The organism is Maricaulis maris, from assembly GCF_003634045.1.
Taxonomy (GTDB): Bacteria; Pseudomonadota; Alphaproteobacteria; order Caulobacterales; family Maricaulaceae; genus Maricaulis; species Maricaulis maris.
Map to the genome: position 1 here is coordinate 271,786 of NZ_RBIM01000003.1, position 18,511 is coordinate 290,296.

General features: G+C 64.4%; 15 protein-coding genes. 5 read left to right on the forward strand and 10 right to left on the reverse strand.

Features of this window, described 5'->3' with window-relative positions; all coding sequences use genetic code 11:
* Position 1: 1 nt before the first annotated feature.
* Positions 2–862, forward strand: a complete 861-nt coding sequence (locus tag C7435_RS07315) for a 50S ribosomal protein L11 methyltransferase (protein ID WP_121210603.1) — start codon at positions 2–4, stop codon at positions 860–862.
* A 4-nt stretch (positions 863–866) separates the two neighbouring features.
* On the opposite strand, the gene C7435_RS07320 is transcribed toward C7435_RS07315, so the two are convergent.
* A complete protein-coding gene (locus C7435_RS07320) occupies positions 867–1,898 on the reverse strand; it encodes a serine hydrolase domain-containing protein (RefSeq protein WP_233350705.1) in 1,032 nt (343 codons plus the stop codon).
* A gap of 100 nt (positions 1,899–1,998) precedes the next feature.
* Between C7435_RS07320 and C7435_RS07325 the strand changes: the two genes are divergently transcribed.
* Positions 1,999–3,465, forward strand: a complete 1,467-nt coding sequence (locus tag C7435_RS07325) for a LytTR family DNA-binding domain-containing protein (protein ID WP_170150380.1) — start codon at positions 1,999–2,001, stop codon at positions 3,463–3,465.
* Here C7435_RS07325 and C7435_RS17120 read toward each other — a convergent pair whose 3' ends face one another.
* Positions 3,466–3,627 carry a hypothetical protein gene (locus tag C7435_RS17120; protein WP_158025608.1) on the reverse strand — a complete coding sequence of 54 codons (162 nt, stop codon included), beginning with the start codon at positions 3,625–3,627 and terminating at the stop codon, positions 3,466–3,468.
* A gap of 213 nt (positions 3,628–3,840) precedes the next feature.
* Here C7435_RS17120 and C7435_RS07330 point away from each other — a divergent pair, with 213 nt between their 5' ends.
* Genes C7435_RS07330 through C7435_RS07340 form a run of 3 tightly spaced genes read left to right on the forward strand, consistent with a single transcriptional unit; the run spans position 3,841 to position 8,066 of the window.
* On the forward strand, positions 3,841–5,679 hold the full coding sequence (locus C7435_RS07330) for an aminopeptidase P family protein (RefSeq protein ID WP_121210606.1): 1,839 nt from the start codon (positions 3,841–3,843) through the stop codon (positions 5,677–5,679).
* Positions 5,679–6,212 carry a hypothetical protein gene (locus tag C7435_RS07335; RefSeq protein WP_121210607.1) on the forward strand — a complete coding sequence of 178 codons (534 nt, stop codon included), beginning with the start codon at positions 5,679–5,681 and terminating at the stop codon, positions 6,210–6,212. The genes C7435_RS07330 and C7435_RS07335 overlap by 1 nt, the downstream gene beginning before the upstream one ends.
* A gap of 48 nt (positions 6,213–6,260) precedes the next feature.
* On the forward strand, positions 6,261–8,066 hold the full coding sequence (locus C7435_RS07340; RefSeq protein WP_121210608.1) for an ATP-binding protein: 1,806 nt from the start codon (positions 6,261–6,263) through the stop codon (positions 8,064–8,066).
* A gap of 16 nt (positions 8,067–8,082) precedes the next feature.
* Here the strand turns inward: C7435_RS07340 and ligA are convergent, their stop codons facing one another.
* The 8 genes from ligA to C7435_RS07380 form a co-directional block, all read right to left on the reverse strand.
* Entirely contained in the window at positions 8,083–10,188 is a 2,106-nt protein-coding gene (gene ligA / locus C7435_RS07345; protein ID WP_121210609.1) for an NAD-dependent DNA ligase LigA, read from the reverse strand.
* A gap of 36 nt (positions 10,189–10,224) precedes the next feature.
* Positions 10,225–11,922: a DNA repair protein RecN gene (gene recN / locus C7435_RS07350; protein ID WP_121210610.1), complete on the reverse strand. Its 1,698-nt coding sequence runs from the start codon at positions 11,920–11,922 to the stop codon at positions 10,225–10,227.
* A gap of 27 nt (positions 11,923–11,949) precedes the next feature.
* Positions 11,950–12,780 (reverse strand): outer membrane protein assembly factor BamD, encoded by an 831-nt coding sequence (locus C7435_RS07355; RefSeq protein ID WP_075190369.1) that lies wholly within the window; start codon positions 12,778–12,780, stop codon positions 11,950–11,952.
* 246 nt (positions 12,781–13,026) lie between these two features.
* Positions 13,027–13,923: a UDP-3-O-acyl-N-acetylglucosamine deacetylase gene (lpxC, locus tag C7435_RS07360; RefSeq protein WP_121210611.1), complete on the reverse strand. Its 897-nt coding sequence runs from the start codon at positions 13,921–13,923 to the stop codon at positions 13,027–13,029.
* Positions 13,924–14,118: 195 nt separating this feature from the next.
* Entirely contained in the window at positions 14,119–15,750 is a 1,632-nt protein-coding gene (gene ftsZ / locus C7435_RS07365) for a cell division protein FtsZ (protein ID WP_121210612.1), read from the reverse strand.
* 137 nt (positions 15,751–15,887) lie between these two features.
* Positions 15,888–16,283, reverse strand: coding sequence for a hypothetical protein (locus C7435_RS07370; protein ID WP_121210613.1), 396 nt, complete (start codon positions 16,281–16,283; stop codon positions 15,888–15,890).
* 105 nt (positions 16,284–16,388) lie between these two features.
* Positions 16,389–17,720: a cell division protein FtsA gene (gene ftsA, locus C7435_RS07375; RefSeq protein WP_083635128.1), complete on the reverse strand. Its 1,332-nt coding sequence runs from the start codon at positions 17,718–17,720 to the stop codon at positions 16,389–16,391.
* Positions 17,717–18,493, reverse strand: coding sequence for a cell division protein FtsQ/DivIB (locus tag C7435_RS07380; protein WP_075190364.1), 777 nt, complete (start codon positions 18,491–18,493; stop codon positions 17,717–17,719). The genes ftsA and C7435_RS07380 overlap by 4 nt, the downstream gene beginning before the upstream one ends.
* Between the last annotated feature and the right edge of the window lie 18 nt (positions 18,494–18,511).

Consider the following 18,511-nt stretch of genomic DNA (forward strand, 5'->3'; position numbering starts at 1 on the left):
CATGACACAATTCTGGCGACTGACGACGCAGGCCGATTTTGCCCTTCTGGGGAATGTGGTCGAACATCTCGATGCGGTGGGCCTGGAGGCGATGTCGTCCTGGTCACTGTTTGACGAAGGCGATATTGCCCGGCTCGACCTGATCTTCACCGAAGACCCGGATATCGAGGTCGTGCGCGCAACAGCCGGTTTCCCGGCCGAAATGGAATTGTCCTGCGCGCCAATGCCGGAAGAGGACTGGGTCCGCCTCTCGCTGAAGGGCCTCAAGCCGGTCGAGGGGGGCCGCTTCACCCTGTTTGGCGCCCATGACCGGGACGCCGTGGCTGACGGCCAGATCGGCATCGAGATCGAGGCCGGCCCCGCTTTCGGCACCGGCCATCACGGCACCACACGCGGCTGCCTGATTGCTTTCTCGCAAATGCTGGATGCCGGCGCCGTACCGACCAGTATCCTCGATCTGGGTTGCGGGACTGCCGTGCTGGCCATCGCGGCCGCAAAGGCGCTGCCCGATGCCGACATCCTGGCCTCCGACGTTGATCCGGAAGCGGTCGAGGAAAGCCTCGAGAACTGCCGCAAGAACGAAACGCCGGGCATTGATTGTTTTGTCGCCGAAGGCCTCGATCATGCCAAGCTGGCGGGTCGCCAGTTCGAGCTGGTGCTGGCCAATATCCTGGCCGGTCCGCTGGTCGAACTGGCCCCGGGCATCGCGGATATCCTGACACCCGGCGGCAAGGTCATCCTGTCCGGCCTGTTGACCGAACAGGAAGCCATGGTGCGCACCGCCTATGAGGCCGCCGGCCTCAGCGTCCACCGCCAGCCACCGCTGGAAGGTTGGGAAACCCTGGTGGCGAGCAAGACCTAGCGACTTACTCAGTCGGCGCCTCGTCGATCCCTGCAAACAGGTCGGCCAGTTCAATCGACAGGGCCTGCAGGTTTTCACTGTCGGCATTGCCGGCCAACGCGACCGCGATCTGCGGCTCGACATAGACGAGCAGGAAAGACCGACCGCCCGGCGAACCGCCGGAATGGGCAGCGTAGTGCAGATCGACGCTCTCGGCATAACCGGCCCAGGGCCCCGGCAGGTCCGACCAGCCCTCCAGCTCGACCATCTCGCCGGCCGCCAGGGCGTGTCCCATCGCGGCCAGCTCCCGCGAACTGGCCAGCAGGCCACCCGCCCCGAATTTGCACTCGGCTGACAGGCCCTCGATCAGCTGGGGCCCCGCGCCCATATCAACCCAGTTGGCCGCCTTGTCGGCATCGATGCGATCGCGCCGCGCAAGGTAGGTATCGCCAAGCGCCACCTGCATTGCCGCATCGAAACTGCCGGTTCCGGTCAGTTGCACCAGCAGGTGGCTCAAGAGGACGTAACCATAGGTGCTGTAAGCGATCTCGCCTTCGGACGGAGCGGCGAGCGGCGCGTCGATGAAATGGCCCAGCGCATCCGCCGGTGTCTCGCAGCGCCGGTCGGAAAAGGCGATCCAGTCCTCACGCGAGGCGTAATGGCGGACCCCGGCACGGTGATCGAGCAGCTCGCGCAAGGTGACGGCGCCATAGTGTGCCGGCAAGTTCGGGTCGATCTGCCGGGCGGGCGTGTCGAGGTCGAGCCCGGTGGTCTCGGCCAGCCGGACAAAAGCCAGCGCGGTCAACATTTTGGCGACCGAGTAGACATTGTAGGACGCGGCGACACCGTCTGCCGCATCGCGTGACCAGCCGCCCTCGGCCTCCCAGACAATCTCGCCGCCAACCATTACGGTGGCGTTGAGCGCGGGGTAGGTTTCGGCAACCGGGTCAAAGACGGCCTGCGCCTGTTCGGCGAGAACCGGCGTCGCGACCTGGCTGGCAGCGCCCAGCCAGAGACTTGCCGCACCGGCACTCGCAATCCAAAGACTTCCAATCATCAGCATATGCATTCCTGTTGTTGACTTGCCCCCCGGCAAGGGGCGCTCATGCCGTGCAATCGGGGACACGCCCATCGCAAAAGGATGAATGGCTCACATCATGGCTGGATGGCTCAAAGCGATGGCAGACCTGCGGCCCGGCCTGGAAAGTGCCGGGCTGGCTCTGGTGGCGCTCGCCCTCCTCTTGACCGCACCGCCGCCCCGGATCGACGCCCGAATGCCGGAAACGGTTCGCTATATCGACGTCGATGCCGGGCTGGAAACCGTCCTGTCAGACCCAGGCGCCGGACAGCCGCTGGCCTATCGTTCCATTGAACGCCCCGAGACGACGGGTTGGCTGGTCTGGGATGACGTCCCGATTGCGCAGGACGGTCCGCCGCCAGCGATCAGCACCTCCGGCCCCTTTTCGGCGACACTCTGGTTCAATGGTGTGCGGATCGGTGAAAAAGGTCAGCCCGGTGCGACCCCCGCAGACGAAACGGCCGGGCCGATCGACAGCCTGTTTGCCGTTCCGGCCCGCCTGATCGAACCAGACGGCAATCAGCTGGTCATGCGCCTGTCCAGCCACCGCGCCGGCTACACGCCCTACAGCCTGGTCCAGTCGCTGTTCGTCATGCCCTACAGCTCGGAGACGAGACGATCCGTGCGCTACTATCTGCCGCTGGTCATACTCGGTGCCGGACTGGTTGCCCTGGCACTGGCCTTCGCCCTGCGGTCTCGCCGACTCGGCGACGGGCGGGGCATCTGGCTGTCGGTTTCGCTGGCCGGTCTGACACTGGCCGGGCTGGCCGAGATTTCACGGGCGATGATCAACTACCCCTATGATTGGCACCAGCCACGCCAGGCGCTCAGCCTGCTCGGCCTCGCCCTGTTCGGGCTCGCCCTTCTGCGCTTTGCGCAATCGCGCTGGACAGCGACCGGACGTCTGGCCTGGATCTGGATGGGGGCGACCGGGCTCGTCGCCCTGACCGGCCTGTTGGCGTTGACCGGCTATGACGCCAAATCCGCAGCGGTGACCGCCAGTCTCATCAGCTCAGCCGTGGTCTGGATCGCGTGGCGTGGTGATGGTCCGGCCCGCGCCATGGCGGTCGGGCTGGCCATCATACCGCTCTACGCACTGGCCCTGCCATCGGACCTGATCGACCGCGGCGTGTACGCGCTTGTTGTGGGACTGCTGGCGCTGCCGGCCATCCGCTGGCCGGACCTGCTCCAGCCGGTGCCGGTCGCACCGCCGGAGATACTGGCACTGCAGGCCACCGGGCGCCTGACACGGCTGGCCTGCCCGGATATTGTCCATCTCACCGCGGCCGGGAATTATACCGAGGTGCACACGCGCGCTGGCGTGACCCATCTGGACAATCGCAATCTGAGCGCCCTGCTCGATCTCCTACCCGACGCATTCGTCCGGGTTCATCGCTCACATGCGGTCAATCTGGCGTATGTCGAGGCGCTGACCAGCGAGGTCGGCAGCCGTTACCAGATCGTTCTGGCAACACGCACGTCGATCCCGGCCAGCCGCCGCGAAGTGGCCGGATTGCGTGAACGCCTGGCCGGCCGAAAGGCCTGATCAGGCCCGCTTGCCCTTCAGTCCGAAACTGGCCAGCAGGGCGTTGACGTCGGTATTGCGCGGCATGCGGCGCAGGCCGGCGCGTTCGCGATTGCGGTCGAGCGAGCGGTTCAGCATGTCGTTGGCGTTCATCGAGCGCCAGTCATCAATCCCGTACAGCATGGGAAACTCCTGTGAATTCCCCGCGCTTTAGCCATGGATTGCTGCACTTGCGAAGCAGCGCTTCCGCAAGCCCGGACTGCGCAATTGCATGACCCCTGTCACACGCCGGTAACCGAGTCTGTATCGGCATCTGCCCCGGCCCTCTCTCTGGCCCTGTCACTGGCCCGATCACAGGCATTGAACCGGCTTCGCGAGGAGCATACCTTGCCGCCCATGACCCAGATGATCTCCCAGACTTTCGACGTTAAGGGCGGCCCGCACTACGGCCGCGAGAACCTGCCCAAGCTGCGCGCTGCGCTCAAAACGCTTGGCCTGGATGGCTTCCTCGTCCCGCATGAGGACGAGTATGACAATGAATACCTGCCGGACTGCAATGAGCGGCTCCTGTGGGCGACCGGTTTTTCCGGCTCTGCCGGCGCCGCGATTGTCATGACCGATCGGGCCGCTCTGCTGGTCGATGGCCGTTATACCGCGCAAGGCCGCCAGCAGACCGACACCACGCTGTTTGAACAGTGCGACCTCGTGGGTCTTGGCCTGTATGGCTGGATCGAGGAAAACGCCCGCAAGGGCGAGAAGATCGGCTATGACGCCCGTCTGCACAGCCCGGCCGCGCTGGAACTCCTGAAGACGGCCGCCATGCGGGCCGGCGTCGAACTGGTCTCGGTCGAGCAGAACCCGATTGATGTCGCCTGGACCGACCGTCCGGCCGCGCCGAAAGCCGACATCATCCCGCATCCGATCGAGTTTGCCGGCGAGGAGCACGCCTCCAAGCGGACACGGATCGGCATTGCCATTGAACGCGGCGGCGCCGATGCGGCCGTGATCACCGCGCCGCCCTCCATCGCCTGGCTGTTCAATGTGCGCGGCGGCGATGTGTCCCGCTCTCCCCTGCCGCTGTCTGCCGCCCTGATCCACAAGGACGGCACCGCGACTTTCTTCGTCGACCCGGACAAGCTCACCGCCGAGACACGCAGTCATCTCGGCAATGAAATCGCGATCCGTCCGGAGCGTGAATTCGGCGCCGGTCTCAGCGAGCTTGAAGGCAAGAAGGTCCGGGTCGATCCGACCACGGCCTCGGCCTGGGTGCTTGAAACACTGAAATCCGGCGGCGCCGAGGTGCAGACGCTGGAAGACCCGGTCATGCGTCCCAAGGCGGCCAAGAATCCGGCCGAAGTGGAAGGCTCGCGCCAGGCGCATATCCGCGATGGCGGCGCCATTGCCCGCTTCCTGCACTGGCTCGACACCGAGGCGCAGTCCGGCGAGGTCGACGAAATCCAGGCGGCCCAGAAGCTGGAAAGCCTGCGCAAGCAATTGCCGGAATTGCGCGACCTCTCCTTCGACACGATCTCCGGCGCCCAAGGCAATGCCGCTTTCGCCCATTACCGCGTCTCGGAAGCCTCCAACCTGAAACTCACCCCGGGCTCGCTCTTCCTGGTCGACAGTGGCGGACAATATCCCGACGGCACGACCGACATCACCCGCACCGTGCCCATCGGCACGCCGACCGCCGAGATGAAGACGCAATATACCCGCGTGCTCAAAGGGCATATCGCGCTGTCGATGGTGCGTTTCCCCAAGGGCACGACCGGCACCCAGCTGGACATTCTCGCCCGCTTCCCGCTGTGGCAGGCCGGCTTTGATTATGACCACGGCACCGGCCATGGCGTCGGCAGTTTCCTGGGCGTGCACGAGGGTCCGCAGCGGATTTCCAAGGCACCGAATGCGGTGGCGCTGGAACCGGGCATGATCCTCTCCAACGAGCCTGGCTATTACAAGGAAGACGGGTTCGGCATCCGCATCGAGAACCTGCAGGTTGTCACCGAAGCGGCCGACATTCCCGGCGGCGAACGTCCCATGCTCGGCTTCGAAACGGTCACCGTCGCCCCGATCCACAAGGGGCTGATCGACACCCATCTGCTCAGCGCCGAGGAGATCGCCTGGCTCGACCGCTATCACGCCCTGGTGCGGGAAAAAGTCCTGCCCCTGGTCGAGGGTGAGGTCGCCGACTGGTTGATCAAGGCCACCGAGCCGATCGCGGGAGCGACGCCCTAGTGCGCCTGCCCAGTGTGATCCTGATTGCAGCCGCCTTTCTGGGCGGCTGCTTTTATTCCGAGGATGCCCTGATCAGTCGCGGCCAAGCGGATTACCCGCTCGAGGAAGGCGTCTACAGCCATACGCCCTATCTCGCCGACGGCGTCACCCCGTTCGACCGTCCGGCCTGGACCGGCGAGATCGAGCGCAGCTGGGGCCGCTATGTCTCCGATGATGAGGGTTTTCCGCATGACGGCATCCGCCTGAAAGAGATCGCCGACGGTCTCTTCATCGCCATGCGCCGCGATGACGACAATTGGAGTTACGGGCTGGTTCGCGTTTTCCCCGGCGGCATCGCCACCTATCACGCCCCCGAGTGCCGCAATGTCGAAGCCGCCATTCTCGATCGCTATGACGTCACACCGCACGAAGAAGAGCGCGGCTATTGCCAGGTCGATGATTGGGACCGGCTGGTCGGTGTCATGTTGAGCTATGTTGACGCCTTGGGCGAGGACATGCCGATAGACGGCGTTTATAGGCGGCAGGACGAATAGCCGTTTATTAATACGCCCCGCCTAACGTCCCACACAGGGAGTCGGCTATTGACCATCTGGGCACCGATTGATCGACTTATCGGCTGTAACGGATCTGACGATCTGAAGGCGACCCTGCGCGCACGCATCGCTCTGGTGTTTGCGGCCATGCTCACCCTTATTTCGCTGGCCAATGCGTCACTGCTGGCACTGTCGGACCAAGCCCGCCCCGGCATGGCGCTGCTGGGCCTGGCCAGCGCTGCGACAGTCGCGGTCAGCGGGCTGGCTGGCATCTGGCTGCGACGCCCATCGATCACCATGACCTTTATTGCTGTCAGCGTGGCACTCGTCTATGCGGCCGCCATCTACGGCAATCGCGGTGGCGTGCCGCCAGCTTTCGCGTATCTGCCGTGCATCCTGCTCGGCTTCTACCAATTCTGGGGTCCGCGCAGCCTGTATGTCGCACTGCCCGGAGTCGGCGCGGCCTTTCTCGGCGTTTTTGCGCTGGCCGACATCGTCGACGCCCCGCCCGAATACCCGGTGGTGCCCCTGAGTGTCGCGCTCATGCTCGCCTGCATCTGGCTGATATCCTTGGCTGCGGTTTTCCGATCAGTCCAAAAACTGGCCGAGTCGCAATTGCGGCTGGCCAATGCCGATCAGGCCGCGGCCCTGTCGTCCAGCCGGGCAGCTCAACGCGCGAAAAGCGAATTCCTCGCCAATGTCGGCCATGAAGTTCGCACCCCGCTCAATGGCATGCTGGGGATGGCGGACGTGATGCGCCACGTCGGCGGTCTGTCACCTGAGCAGGATGACCGCCTGCGGCTGATCCGGGAATCCGGCGCCACGCTCCTGGAATTGCTGAATGAAATCCTGGATCAGTCAAAAATCGAGACCGGCCAGGTCATCGCCGAGACCGTGAGTTTCGACCTGGCGCGTCTTGCCCAGAAGACAGCTGAAAGCTGGCGGCCGGAAGCGGAAGCCCGCGCCTTGGACCTGCACCTCGACATCGCAGGGCTGCAACAATCCGTACTCACCGGTGACCCGCTCCGGCTGCGCCAAATCCTCAACAATCTCATCTCCAACGCCCTGAAATTTACCGAAGCCGGCCACGTGACTTTGCGTGTCAGCCAAGCTGCCGACGCCAACCTCGACCGGTGGGAAACCCGGCTGGACGTTATCGACACGGGCACCGGCATACCGCCGGAAAAGCACGAGACAATCTTCGAGGCCTTCAATCAGGCCGATGCGTCGATCACGCGCCGCTATGGCGGCACGGGCCTGGGCCTGTCGATCAGTCGCCAGCTTGCGCGCCTGATGGGCGGCGATCTGACCGTAAGGTCTTCCGATGGCGGCGGAAGTTGCTTTTCACTCACCCTGTCCCTGACAGCGGGACAAGCCGAGACACCCGCCACCCCGGCGCCGGTTGAACGACCCGAGCTGGACCTTTCGAGGCCGGTGCGGATCCTGTCGGTTGACGATGTCGCGACCAACCACATTGTGTTGCGGGCACTACTGGAACAGGTGCTCGCAGGCGCCTCACTGTCGATCGAGAAAGCCGATTCCGGCCCCGCCGCGATTGAAGCCGCACGTGGAAACGAGTTCGACCTCATATTCATGGATATCCAGATGCCGGAAATGGATGGTGTAACCGCTGCGCGTCACATCCGGCAGGGCGAAAATGGTCACTCGGCTTGGCTGGTCGCGCTTTCGGCACTGGAAGCGGCGCAGAGCGAACGCCTTTTGCCGCCCGGACTGTTCCAGACAACCCTGCCAAAACCGACCTCGATCGCCACCCTGCAATCGGTCCTGGCGGACTGGCAAATGTCGCGAGACCTCGCCCCCGCCGACAGCCAGGCCGGGTCGCCGTCGGGATAAGTCCGACGGGCGCCGCTCACTCCCCGATCAGCACAAACCACTCATCCTCGGTGAGCGTCGTCACGCCCAGATCCGCCGCCTTCTTGGCCTTCGAGCCGGCGCCCGGCCCGGCCACCAGATAGTCCGTCTTGCCCGACACCGAGCCCGCCACCTTGGCGCCGAGCGATTGCGCCTTGGCCTTGGCTTCGTCGCGCGTCATCCGTTCCAGGGCACCGGTGAAGACCACTGTCTTGCCCGCGACCGGGCTGTCATTGGCAACCGCTTCGGCGTCTTCGATGGTCAGCTGGGCGACGAGGCGGTCCAACAATTCGCGGTTGTGGGCTTCGGTAAAATACTGGTCGAGCGCTTCGACGGCGGCGTTACCGATGCCATCAATGCCCAACATCTCCGCGCGCACGCTTTCATCGGCCAGTTTGGCCGCAGCTGTATTGAAATCGGCCCAACTGCCATAGGTTCGGGCCAGCAGGGCCGCCGTGTTCTCGCCGACATGGCGAATGCCGAGCGCATTGAGAAAGCGGGCCAGGGCAATCGTCCGCCGTTCTTCAATGGAAGAGAAGAGATTGCCGATCGAGGTCTCGCCAAACCCCTCCCGGTCCTGCAGCGGCGGGGTGATCTCGCCGGCCTCGTTACGCGCCTTCAGCGTGAAGATATGGGCCGGCTCGGTGATCAGGCCTTCCTCGTGGAAGGCCTCGATCTGCTTGATCCCCAGGCCTTCAATGTCGAAGCATTTGCGTGACACGAAATGCTTCAGGCGCTCTTTCAACTGGGCGCCGCAGATCAGACCGCCGGTACAGCGCCGGACGACGTCCAGCTTGCCGGTCTTGGCGTCATGCTCGCGCAGCGCCTGGCTGCCGCAGACGGGGCATTCGGTGGGGAAATCAAACGGCTCGGAGCGGCCCGCGCGATCCGCATCAACGACCCGCACGACTTGCGGGATGACATCGCCGGCGCGCTGGATGACCACCGTGTCACCGACACGGATATCCTTGCGCTCGATCTCGTCCTGATTATGCAGGGTGGCATTGGTGACAACCACGCCGCCCACTGTCACCGGTACAAGCCGGGCGACCGGGGTCAGGGCGCCAGTGCGGCCAACCTGGATGTCGATGGCTTCCAGCATGGTGGTCGCCTGCTCGGCCGGGAATTTGTGGGCGATGGCCCAGCGCGGAGCACGGGCGACGAAGCCGAGCCGTTCCTGCCAGTCCAGCCGGTCGACCTTGTACACCACGCCGTCGATATCATAGCCGAGCCCGGCCCGTTTCGCCTCGATATCGCGATAAATACCAAGCAGCCCGTCGACGCTTTCGCAGCGCGCCATCAGCGGATTGACCGGAAAGCCCATCGCGCCGAGGCGCGCGACCGCGCCCATCTGCGTGTCTGACAGTGGTGCTGACACCTCGCCCCAGGCATAGGCAAAAAAGCGCAGCGGTCGAAGCGCCGTCATCTTCGGGTCGATCTGGCGGAGCGAGCCGGCGGCGGCATTGCGCGGATTTTTGTAGGCGTCCTTGCCCGCCTCGAGCTGGCGGGTGTTCAACGCCGCGAAGTCAGCGTGCGACATGTAGACCTCGCCGCGCACTTCGACCACATCGGGCCAGTCGCCGGGCGGGAGGGTGTCGGGGATATCGTCGAGGGTGAGCAGGTTCTGCGTCACATCCTCGCCGGTCTGACCATCACCGCGGGTGGCGCCGCTGACCAATTTGCCACCGACATAGCGCAGGCTGGCCGACAGCCCGTCAATCTTCGGCTCGGCGGTGATGGCGACAGGCTCGTCCTCGCCAAGACCGAGAAAACGCCGGATGCGGCCGACAAAATCAGCGACATCCTCATCCTTGAAGGCATTGCCCAGCGACAGCATCGGCACGGCATGACGGATCTCGCCGAACTTGCCCGACGGCGCTGCGCCGACCCGCTGGGTCGGGCTGAGCAGGTCCACGAGTTGCGGAAAGCGCGCCTCGATCGCCTCGAGCTTCTGGCGCAGGGCGTCATAGGCCGCGTCGGAAATTTTCGGCGCGTCGTCCTGGTAGTAAGCCTTGTCATGGGCCGCGATCTCGCGGGCCAGCCGGGCATGTTCAGCCCGGGCCTCGGTCTCGGTCAGCTGGTCGACATCCTTGAGTGCGCTCATCGGTCCTGCCCTGCGGAATCAATTCAGGCCGACAGTCTAGGCCTCGACAGCCATCAGCGCATCGGCCTGGGCCCGTGCGGCGTCGGTAATGTCAGCGCCCGACAGCATGCGGGCGATCTCTTCGCGGCGCGTGGCACCGTCCAGCTTGACCAGCGTGGTGCGCACGCCGCCCTTGCCGTCATCCGTCTTGACGATCTGCCAATGATGGTCGGCCAGCGCGGCGACCTGCGGCGAATGGGTGACGACCAGCGTCTGCCCTTGGGCGGCCAAACGCTTGAGACGGCGGCCGACGGCATCAGCCACGGCGCCGCCGACACCCTGGTCAACCTCGTCAAACACCAGGACCAGACCGTCATCATCACCCGCCAGCGCCACTTTGAGGGCCAGGCCGAAGCGTGACAGCTCACCGCCCGAGGCAATCTTGTCGAGGGCGCCGAAGGGGGAGCCGGGATTGGTGGCCACTTCAAACACGACCTGGTCGCGGCCCTCCGGGCCGGCGCGGTCGTCATCCGTGGTGATCGCCACACGAAAACGCGCCTTGTCCATTTTCAGCGGCGGCAGCTCGGCCGCGACGGCTTCGGCCAGCGCCTTGGCGGCCGCTTCGCGGCTGCGGGTCAGGGCATGGGCGGCATCGTCATAACGAGCCTTGGCGGCCTTGACCGCCTTCTCCGCCTCGGCGATCCGGTCGGCGGCATTCTCGATCCCGTCGAGCTGGTCGGTCAGGCGGCCATGCAGCTCCGCCAGTTCATCGGCCACAACATGATGCTTGCGGGCAAGCGCCCGCAGCGCAAACAGCCGCTCCTCGACCTCGTTGAGCCGGCCCGGTTCGACATCAAAGGCGCGCGCCGCATCACCAAGGGCATCTTCGGCTTCGGCAAATTCGATCAAGGCCCGGTCGAGCGCGGTCGAGGCGCGCTCAAGCGCACTGCCGGCATCGCCGCCACCATTGCCGATATGGTCGCGCACCCGCTCCAGCCCACGCAGGGCCGCATTGAGACGCGCTTCCAGCCCGCCGCCCTCGCCAGCCAGCGCCTGCTGGGCATCCTGCAGATCACCCAGGGCGCGCTCGGCGCCTTGCAGGAATTGCCGTTCGTCGGCGAGTTCGGCCTCTTCACCCGATCGCGGATCGAGCCGGTCGAGTTCTTCCAGCGCGTGGCGCAGGAAGTCCTGTTCACTGTCCGAGGCCTGGTTTGCGGCGATCAGCGCATCATGCTGTTTGCGCGCCGCCGACAAGGCCCGCCAACTATCGCGGCAAGCCGCCAGCTTGTCATCATGGCCCGCGAAAATGTCGAGATAGCCGCGATGGCTCTTGGGGTTCATCAATCCCCGGCCATCATGCTGGCCATGCACTTCGACCAGGACATCGCCGAGGCTTCGCAACAATCCGATACTGGCTGCCTGGTCATTGACATGCGCCCGGCTGCGCCCGTCTTCGCCGAGGCGGCGGCGCAGGATGAGCGGTTCACCGGGCTCGACCACCAGGCCGGCCTCGTCGAGCACAGCCCAGGCCGGGTGCCCGACCGGCAGGTCAAATTCGGCCGTCGCCTGGGCTTCGTCGGCACCGCTGCGGACCTGGGCCCGCTCGGCGCGTTCACCGGCGGCCAGGCCGAGCGCTCCGAGCAGGATGGACTTGCCGGCACCGGTCTCACCGGTGAGCGCGCATAATCCACCCTCGAACACCGCATCAAGCGCGTCGATCAGGACCACATTTCGAATGGAGAGGGAGAGCAGCATTCAGCGCTTGGGCACCCCCGGACCGGATCAGCCGAACAGACGTTGCATGGCCCGTTCCAGGAAGGTCGGATCGGCCTGCTCGATCGTTTCACCGATCGAAATCCCTTCGCGGGTGAGGAGATCATAACTGTCCTCATACCACTCGCTGCCCGGGAAGTTGTAACCCAGAACCGCTGCGATCTGGCGGGCTTCCTCATCGACACCCAGCGAGACATAGGCCTCGACCAGGCGATGCAGGGCCTCGGGCACATGGCTGGTATTGCCATAATCGCGCAACACGTTCTGGAACCGGTTGATCCCGGCGAGATGATAGCCACGGCGCAGATACCAGCGACCCACCGTCATTTCCTTGCCGGCCAGGTGGTCACGCGTCATGTCGATTTTCAGACGCGCATCGGTGGCGTAGCGGCTTTCCGGGAAACGGCGCACCACCTGCTCGAGCGCGGCAAGCGCCTGTTGCGTCGCGGCCTGGTCACGGCCGACATCCATGATCTGCTCGAAATGGCTGATCGCGATCAGGTAATAGGCGTAGGCCGCATTGCGATTGCCCGGGTGCAGCGAGATGAAGCGCTGGGCGTCCGAGATCGCTTCTTCGTAGTTGGTCGATTCATAGTTGGCGTAAGCCGCCATCAACATCGAACGACGGGCCCACTCCGAATAGGGGTGCTGACGCTCGACCTCGTCGAACAGCGCCGCAGCCAGCGGATACTGGCGCCGGTCCAGTGATTCAAACGCTGTCGCGTAGATCGTCTCGGCCGGCCGCTCGACATAGGCAACCGAATTGTCCGGCCCGTTGGCGCAGGCGGCCAGGGCGGCGGACAGGAGAAGCGGAAGGACAAAACGCGACTTAAGGGTCATGAAAGCACGGCTCAACAGCTCTGGCGGCCGGAAGGGCCACCCGTTCGAATAGGTTTGTAGCGGATGATTGCCTCCGGCAAAAGGCCGCTGTCAGGTGAAGGTCGAAATGAGCGTGTCTTCCGGCCGCAAGCACCAGCAGGAGCGGCCTGCCGCACCGACAGACAGCGAGGCGCCTTGCCTGCGACAACTGTCGGGACAGTCCCGAAAACCGTGATGGTCGTGAAAGACGTCAGGCGGTTGCGCGACTCAGTGCGCCATCGCCATGGCGCTGGCCTCGACGTCGCGCAAATTGACCCATTTCCAGCTGGTCGGATCATCAAGCAGGGCGCGGACGGCGGCATTATTGATCGCATGACCCGGACGAGCGGCACGATAGCAGCCAAGGATCGGCGCGCCGGCCAAGGCGATATCGCCCAGCGCGTCGAGCGCCTTGTGGCGGACGAATTCGTCCTTGAAGCGCAGGCCTTCCGGATTGGCAATGCCGTCATCGTCAAGCACGACCGCATTGTCCATCGAGCCGCCACGGGCCAGGCCGGCGGCGAGCAGGGCCTCGTAATCCTTGCGGAAACCGAAGGTGCGGGCCGAAGCGATGTCATCGCTGAAAATGTCCGGCGCGATGTCGAAGGCACAGGACTGGCGCCCGACAGCGGCATGTTCAAAACTGATTTCGATCTCAATCGACGGTTTCAGGGCCGGCAGGAAACCGGCGCTGCGCTCGTCATCCTCGACCATCACCGGACGCAGGACCTGAATGGCACGACGCGGCATGGCGTGGGACTTCAACCCGACCTGGCGGATCAGTTTCACGAAAGGCGCGGAGGAGCCGTCCATGACGGGGACTTCCGAGCCTTCGACCTCGATGATCGCGTCATCAACGCCGAGGCCGGCCAAGGCCGCCATCAGATGTTCGATGGTCGCCACGGAAACGCCGGCATCATTCGTGATCGTGGTACCGAGGCGGACTTCATTGACATTGTGGGCACGCGCCGCGATGCGATTGTCGCGATCGTTGATGTCCGAACGCACGAAGATGATGCCGGCACCGGCGCTGGCCGGTTGCAGCACCATGCGGACCCGCTCTCCGGAGTGAAGACCGATACCTGCGAAAACAACAGGAGCCGCCAAGGTGTGCCGGTTAATCACAATTACGCGCCATCTAGCTTGTGGTTTACGCCAATGTCCGAATGACGACTGACCAGCCGCCCTCCTGTGCAGTGAACGACAGGCGCCGTCTGCTTTCAATTAAAGCATTGTTGCGGTTTGTTACGCGCTTGCAGCAAAACGGGCGACCGTTTCAGATCGCCCGTTTGCAATTTAAAATCAGATGGTTATCGCGCGTCAGTTGGCCTGGCGGCGCAGGAAGGCGGGAATTTCCAGATCCCCCTCTTCCAGACTGTCACCGAACAGGTCACCGGAGGCCTGGCGCGGCGCCGACTGGACCGGGGCTGTCTTGGTGACCGGAGCCGCTTTCGGCGCCGGCTCGGCCGGTTTCTTGCGACGTCCGAACAGCGAGAAACCGCGTTTTTCTTCAGTGGCTTCCGGCTGCGGCGCGGCACTCGACGAGCGACGCTCTTCATAGCGCTGGTTCAAGCGGGCGGCTTCGGCAGCGAGACGTGCCTGGTCCTGCACGACCTGCGGCGCTTCCGCGCGCATATCGGTCTGGGAGGTACGGACCTCGGAAACATAGGGGTCGCGATCCGTGTTGATCGGGCTGGTGGCGATGGCGTCGGACAAGTCCTCAGCGCCGACGGCCCTTTTCATCGGTTCGACCTGGAATTCATTGTCGAGATCGGTGTCCGGCTGTTCGTCCTGGCGGACCGCCGGTTCACGCCGGCTTTCAGTGACGCGAGGCTCGGACTGTCGCGGCTCGGCAGGACGCTCGGCAGCGACCCGGCCCGGGCGATCGGAGTTGGAGCGCTTCCACGGAAGGATAGCATCATTCGGGCTCGACTGGGCCGGCGCCGCCGAGCGTTGGCGGGCGCGCGGATCGGCCTGCACCATGGATTCAGCGTCGATCCCGGTGGCAACCACCGAAACGCGCATCGAGCCTTCCATGTTTTCATCGAACGTCGAGCCGACGATGATATTGGCATCCGGATCGACTTCGGCGCGGATTTCATTCGCCGCTTCGTCAACCTCATAGAGAGTCATGTCATAACCGCCGGTGATGTTGATCAGCACGCCGGTGGCGCCCTTCATCGAAACATCATCGAGCAGCGGGTTGGAGATGGCGGCCTGGGCAGCTTCAACGGCGCGCTTTTCGCCGCCGGCTTCGCCGGTACCCATCATCGCCTTGCCCATCTCGTTCATCACGGCGCGGACGTCGGCAAAGTCGAGATTGATCAGGCCGGGCATGACCATCAGGTCGGTAATGCCGCGAACGCCGGAATGCAGGACCTGGTCGGCCATGGAGAAGGCTTCGGCGAAGGTCGTCTTTTCCGTCGCGATGCGGAACAGGTTCTGGTTCGGGATCACGATCAGCGTGTCGACATGATCCTGGAGCTGTTCAATGCCGCTCTCGGCCAGCTTCATGCGGCGTGAGCCTTCGAAGTGGAAAGGCTTGGTCACGACACCAACGGTGAGAATTCCCATCTCGCGGGCCGCGCGGGCCACGACAGGCGCGGCGCCGGTTCCGGTGCCGCCGCCCATGCCGGCGGTAATAAAGACCATGTGGGCGCCGCCGAGATGCTCGCGGATTTCCTCGAGCGAGTCCTCGGCCGATTGCTCACCGACTTCCGGTCGCGCCCCAGCGCCCAGGCCTTCGGTGATCGCCGCGCCCATCTGGACCCGCTTTTCAGCCTGCGAGCGCTGCAGTGCCTGCGCATCGGTATTGGCGACGACAAAGTCGACACCCTCGAGCTTGGCCTCGATCATGTTGTTGACGGCATTGCCCCCGGCGCCCCCGACACCAAAGACGACAATACGCGGCCGCAATTCGGTCGTTTCAGGGATTGAGAGGTTCAGCGTCATGGGAGACCCCGTGCTCGGTACTGGAGTTAACATCGATTCACCATGAAGTTTGGCGCCAATACGCTTAAGCAGGGGTTAAACTGGCGGTCATTCGGACAGGAAATGGTTACCACCCGCACACAAGCACGGGCTTTTTCTCAACCATTCACCACACGCTTGCCGTGGTTATCCAGCCAAGCCTGACGGTCCATCGGGTTGCGCAAAAAAGTGATCAGATGGCCCAGCTCGTAGAGTGCATTGGCAAAGGCACCGATCACGGCGGCATCATGCTCATCTGATGGAAGCACCACCCCCACCGTCTTGGTCGAGGTAACGAAAGAGTCAAAAAACTTCGCAACCTCCGGCGCTTCCACAAGCGCTACCCGCAGGTTGACCCGCGTGAAGTCGATCAGGATGCGATGCCAATTGTGCGCCTCGGCCATCTCCGTCATCTCGACGATGGTGTCAGTGGCGCTGTCCCAGTCTTCATAGCCATCAATGATGGCTTCGACACAGGCGTGTTGCGGCAGGGCTGTAATTCGGTTGAAGGACATTTCACTCTTGATGCGACCTAGGGTGCAAGACATAGGGGTCACACCACTGCATGTCCTTAATGCAGCCGGTAATTGATTATGAAATGCCAGAGGGGTGGTGGCGCCTCAGAAACTCTCGGCGAACCAGCGCCACATCGATCCCGCACGACCGCTGCCGGCCTCGGTCCGGCTCCGGCGCGGCACCAGCGGCAAGCCGCTCAGGCGCGGCGGACCGGCAATCGCTTCGGCCGCTCCGCGGGTCTCGCGGCGCACGACACCGGCAACCGCACTGAAGGCCGGCCCGGAGACCGCATCACCCAGCCCGCTGACCCCGCACGGTCCGGCGATGCGGACCTGCTTGCCAAACACGCGAGCCGCCAGCTCAGCCGCGCCCGGCAATTGCGCGCCGCCGCCGGTCAGGACCAGGCGCCGCCCCGACGTCTTGCCGACACCGGCGGCATCGAGACGGTCGCGGATCAGTTCAAAGGTTTCTTCCAGGCGAGGCCGGATGATCGAGTTCAGCAAGGACCGCGGAGCGCTGTCATAAAGCGCGCCATTCTCGCCGGAGACGGAGGGAACTTCGATCATCTGCTGATCATCTTCCGGGCTGTCGAGCGCCGAGCCATACAATGTCTTGAGACGTTCAGCGGCAGCCAGCGGCGTCGACAAGCCACGCGCGACATCAGAGGTCACATGCGAGCCGCCCACCGGCACGGCATCAATATGCAGGAGCGCGCCCTCGGCGAAGACAGCCGCCGTCGTGGCGCCGGCGCCCATGTCGATCAATGTCGCCCCCAGCTTGACCTCGTCATCGGCGAGCGCCGACAGGCCAGAGGCATAGGGCGTTGCCACCACGCCTTTGAGATCGAGATGACAGCGTTCAATACAGGTCGACAGATTGCGCAGCGGACCGATGGCGGCGGTGATCACGTGGACTTCGACGCCCAGCGTCTTGCCGAACATGCCGCGCGGATCCTTGATGCCGCGATGATCGTCGACCGACCAGGACAGCGGAATGGCGTGCAGGACGACCCGATCCTCAATCTCGAATTCCGCCAACGCACCATCGAGCAGGCGGCGGGGTTCGCGCTCGGTGATTTCACGTTGCGGCAAGTCAATCTCGGCCGCCAGGCGGGTCGAGGCCGGCTGACCGGCCGACAGGGTCACGGTGACCGCATTGACGGCAATGCCGGCCATGCGCTCGGCTTGTTCAACAGCTGAGCGGATCGCTTCGGCGGCGGCGTCCATGTCAACCACCGCACCGGCGCGCACACCGCGCGAGGACTGGTGGCCGACGCCGATCACGCGCGGACGCGGACCGGCAATGGTCTGGTCGGTACGGGCAATAAAACAGGCAATCTTCGATGAGCCGACATCGAGCGCGGCGCACACGCCCTGGGCTTTGGCACCGCTGACAGCGCTCGGCTGACGCGACCGGAAAAGATCGAACACACTCACGCTTCACGCTCCCGCATCCCGGCTGCTGCTGCCCGGTCAGGCAGGGCCCGGACGATCAGATCGCCCTCACCGCGTAGGTCAAAACTTTCGGCGGCCAGGCGCAACACGCCACGCTCGGCCTGCAGGCGGGCGAGAATGGCGATCGAAGCCATCACATCGCTCTCCGGCAATTTCACATCGGCGCCACTGTCGAGACGCAAATTCCAGCGTCGTTCTCCGACCCGCACCGCCCCGACCACCCGGCCGGCGACCTCGGGATAATGGCCCAGCGCGTCGACGATCTCCGTCGCGGCACGATTGGCCCCCTCGGCGACGACCAGCGGCAGCGCCGGCGGATCCATGACATCGGCATCGGCAATCACGACGCCGTCGCGGTCAATGACATGCAGACCGCCCTCGACCTGCCACAGGGCGAAGGCTTCGCGGGTTTCCACCACAATGGCGATCCGGTTCGGCAGCAGCCGCGCGACGCGGGCCCGCCGGATCATCGGCATGGCCTCGACACGGGTGCGGATTTCTTGCGGATCGACAGAGAAGATCGACTGGCCGTCGTGAATTTCCGAGGCCAACACGATGGCATGGGCCATCTCGCCGGCCGCACCGGTGACGTCGACCGCGCGCACGGCAAAACCGGACTCGGTGAGCTGACGCTCGACCCGGTCACCGGCCCAGCCGGCGACATCATCCAACTGTCCGAAAAGCGCAAGCCCGCCCAGCGTGGCCGCCGAAAGGGCAATCACGGCCAGCCCGCCGAAACGGGCTGCATTCGCCATACGGTATCTGACACCCCG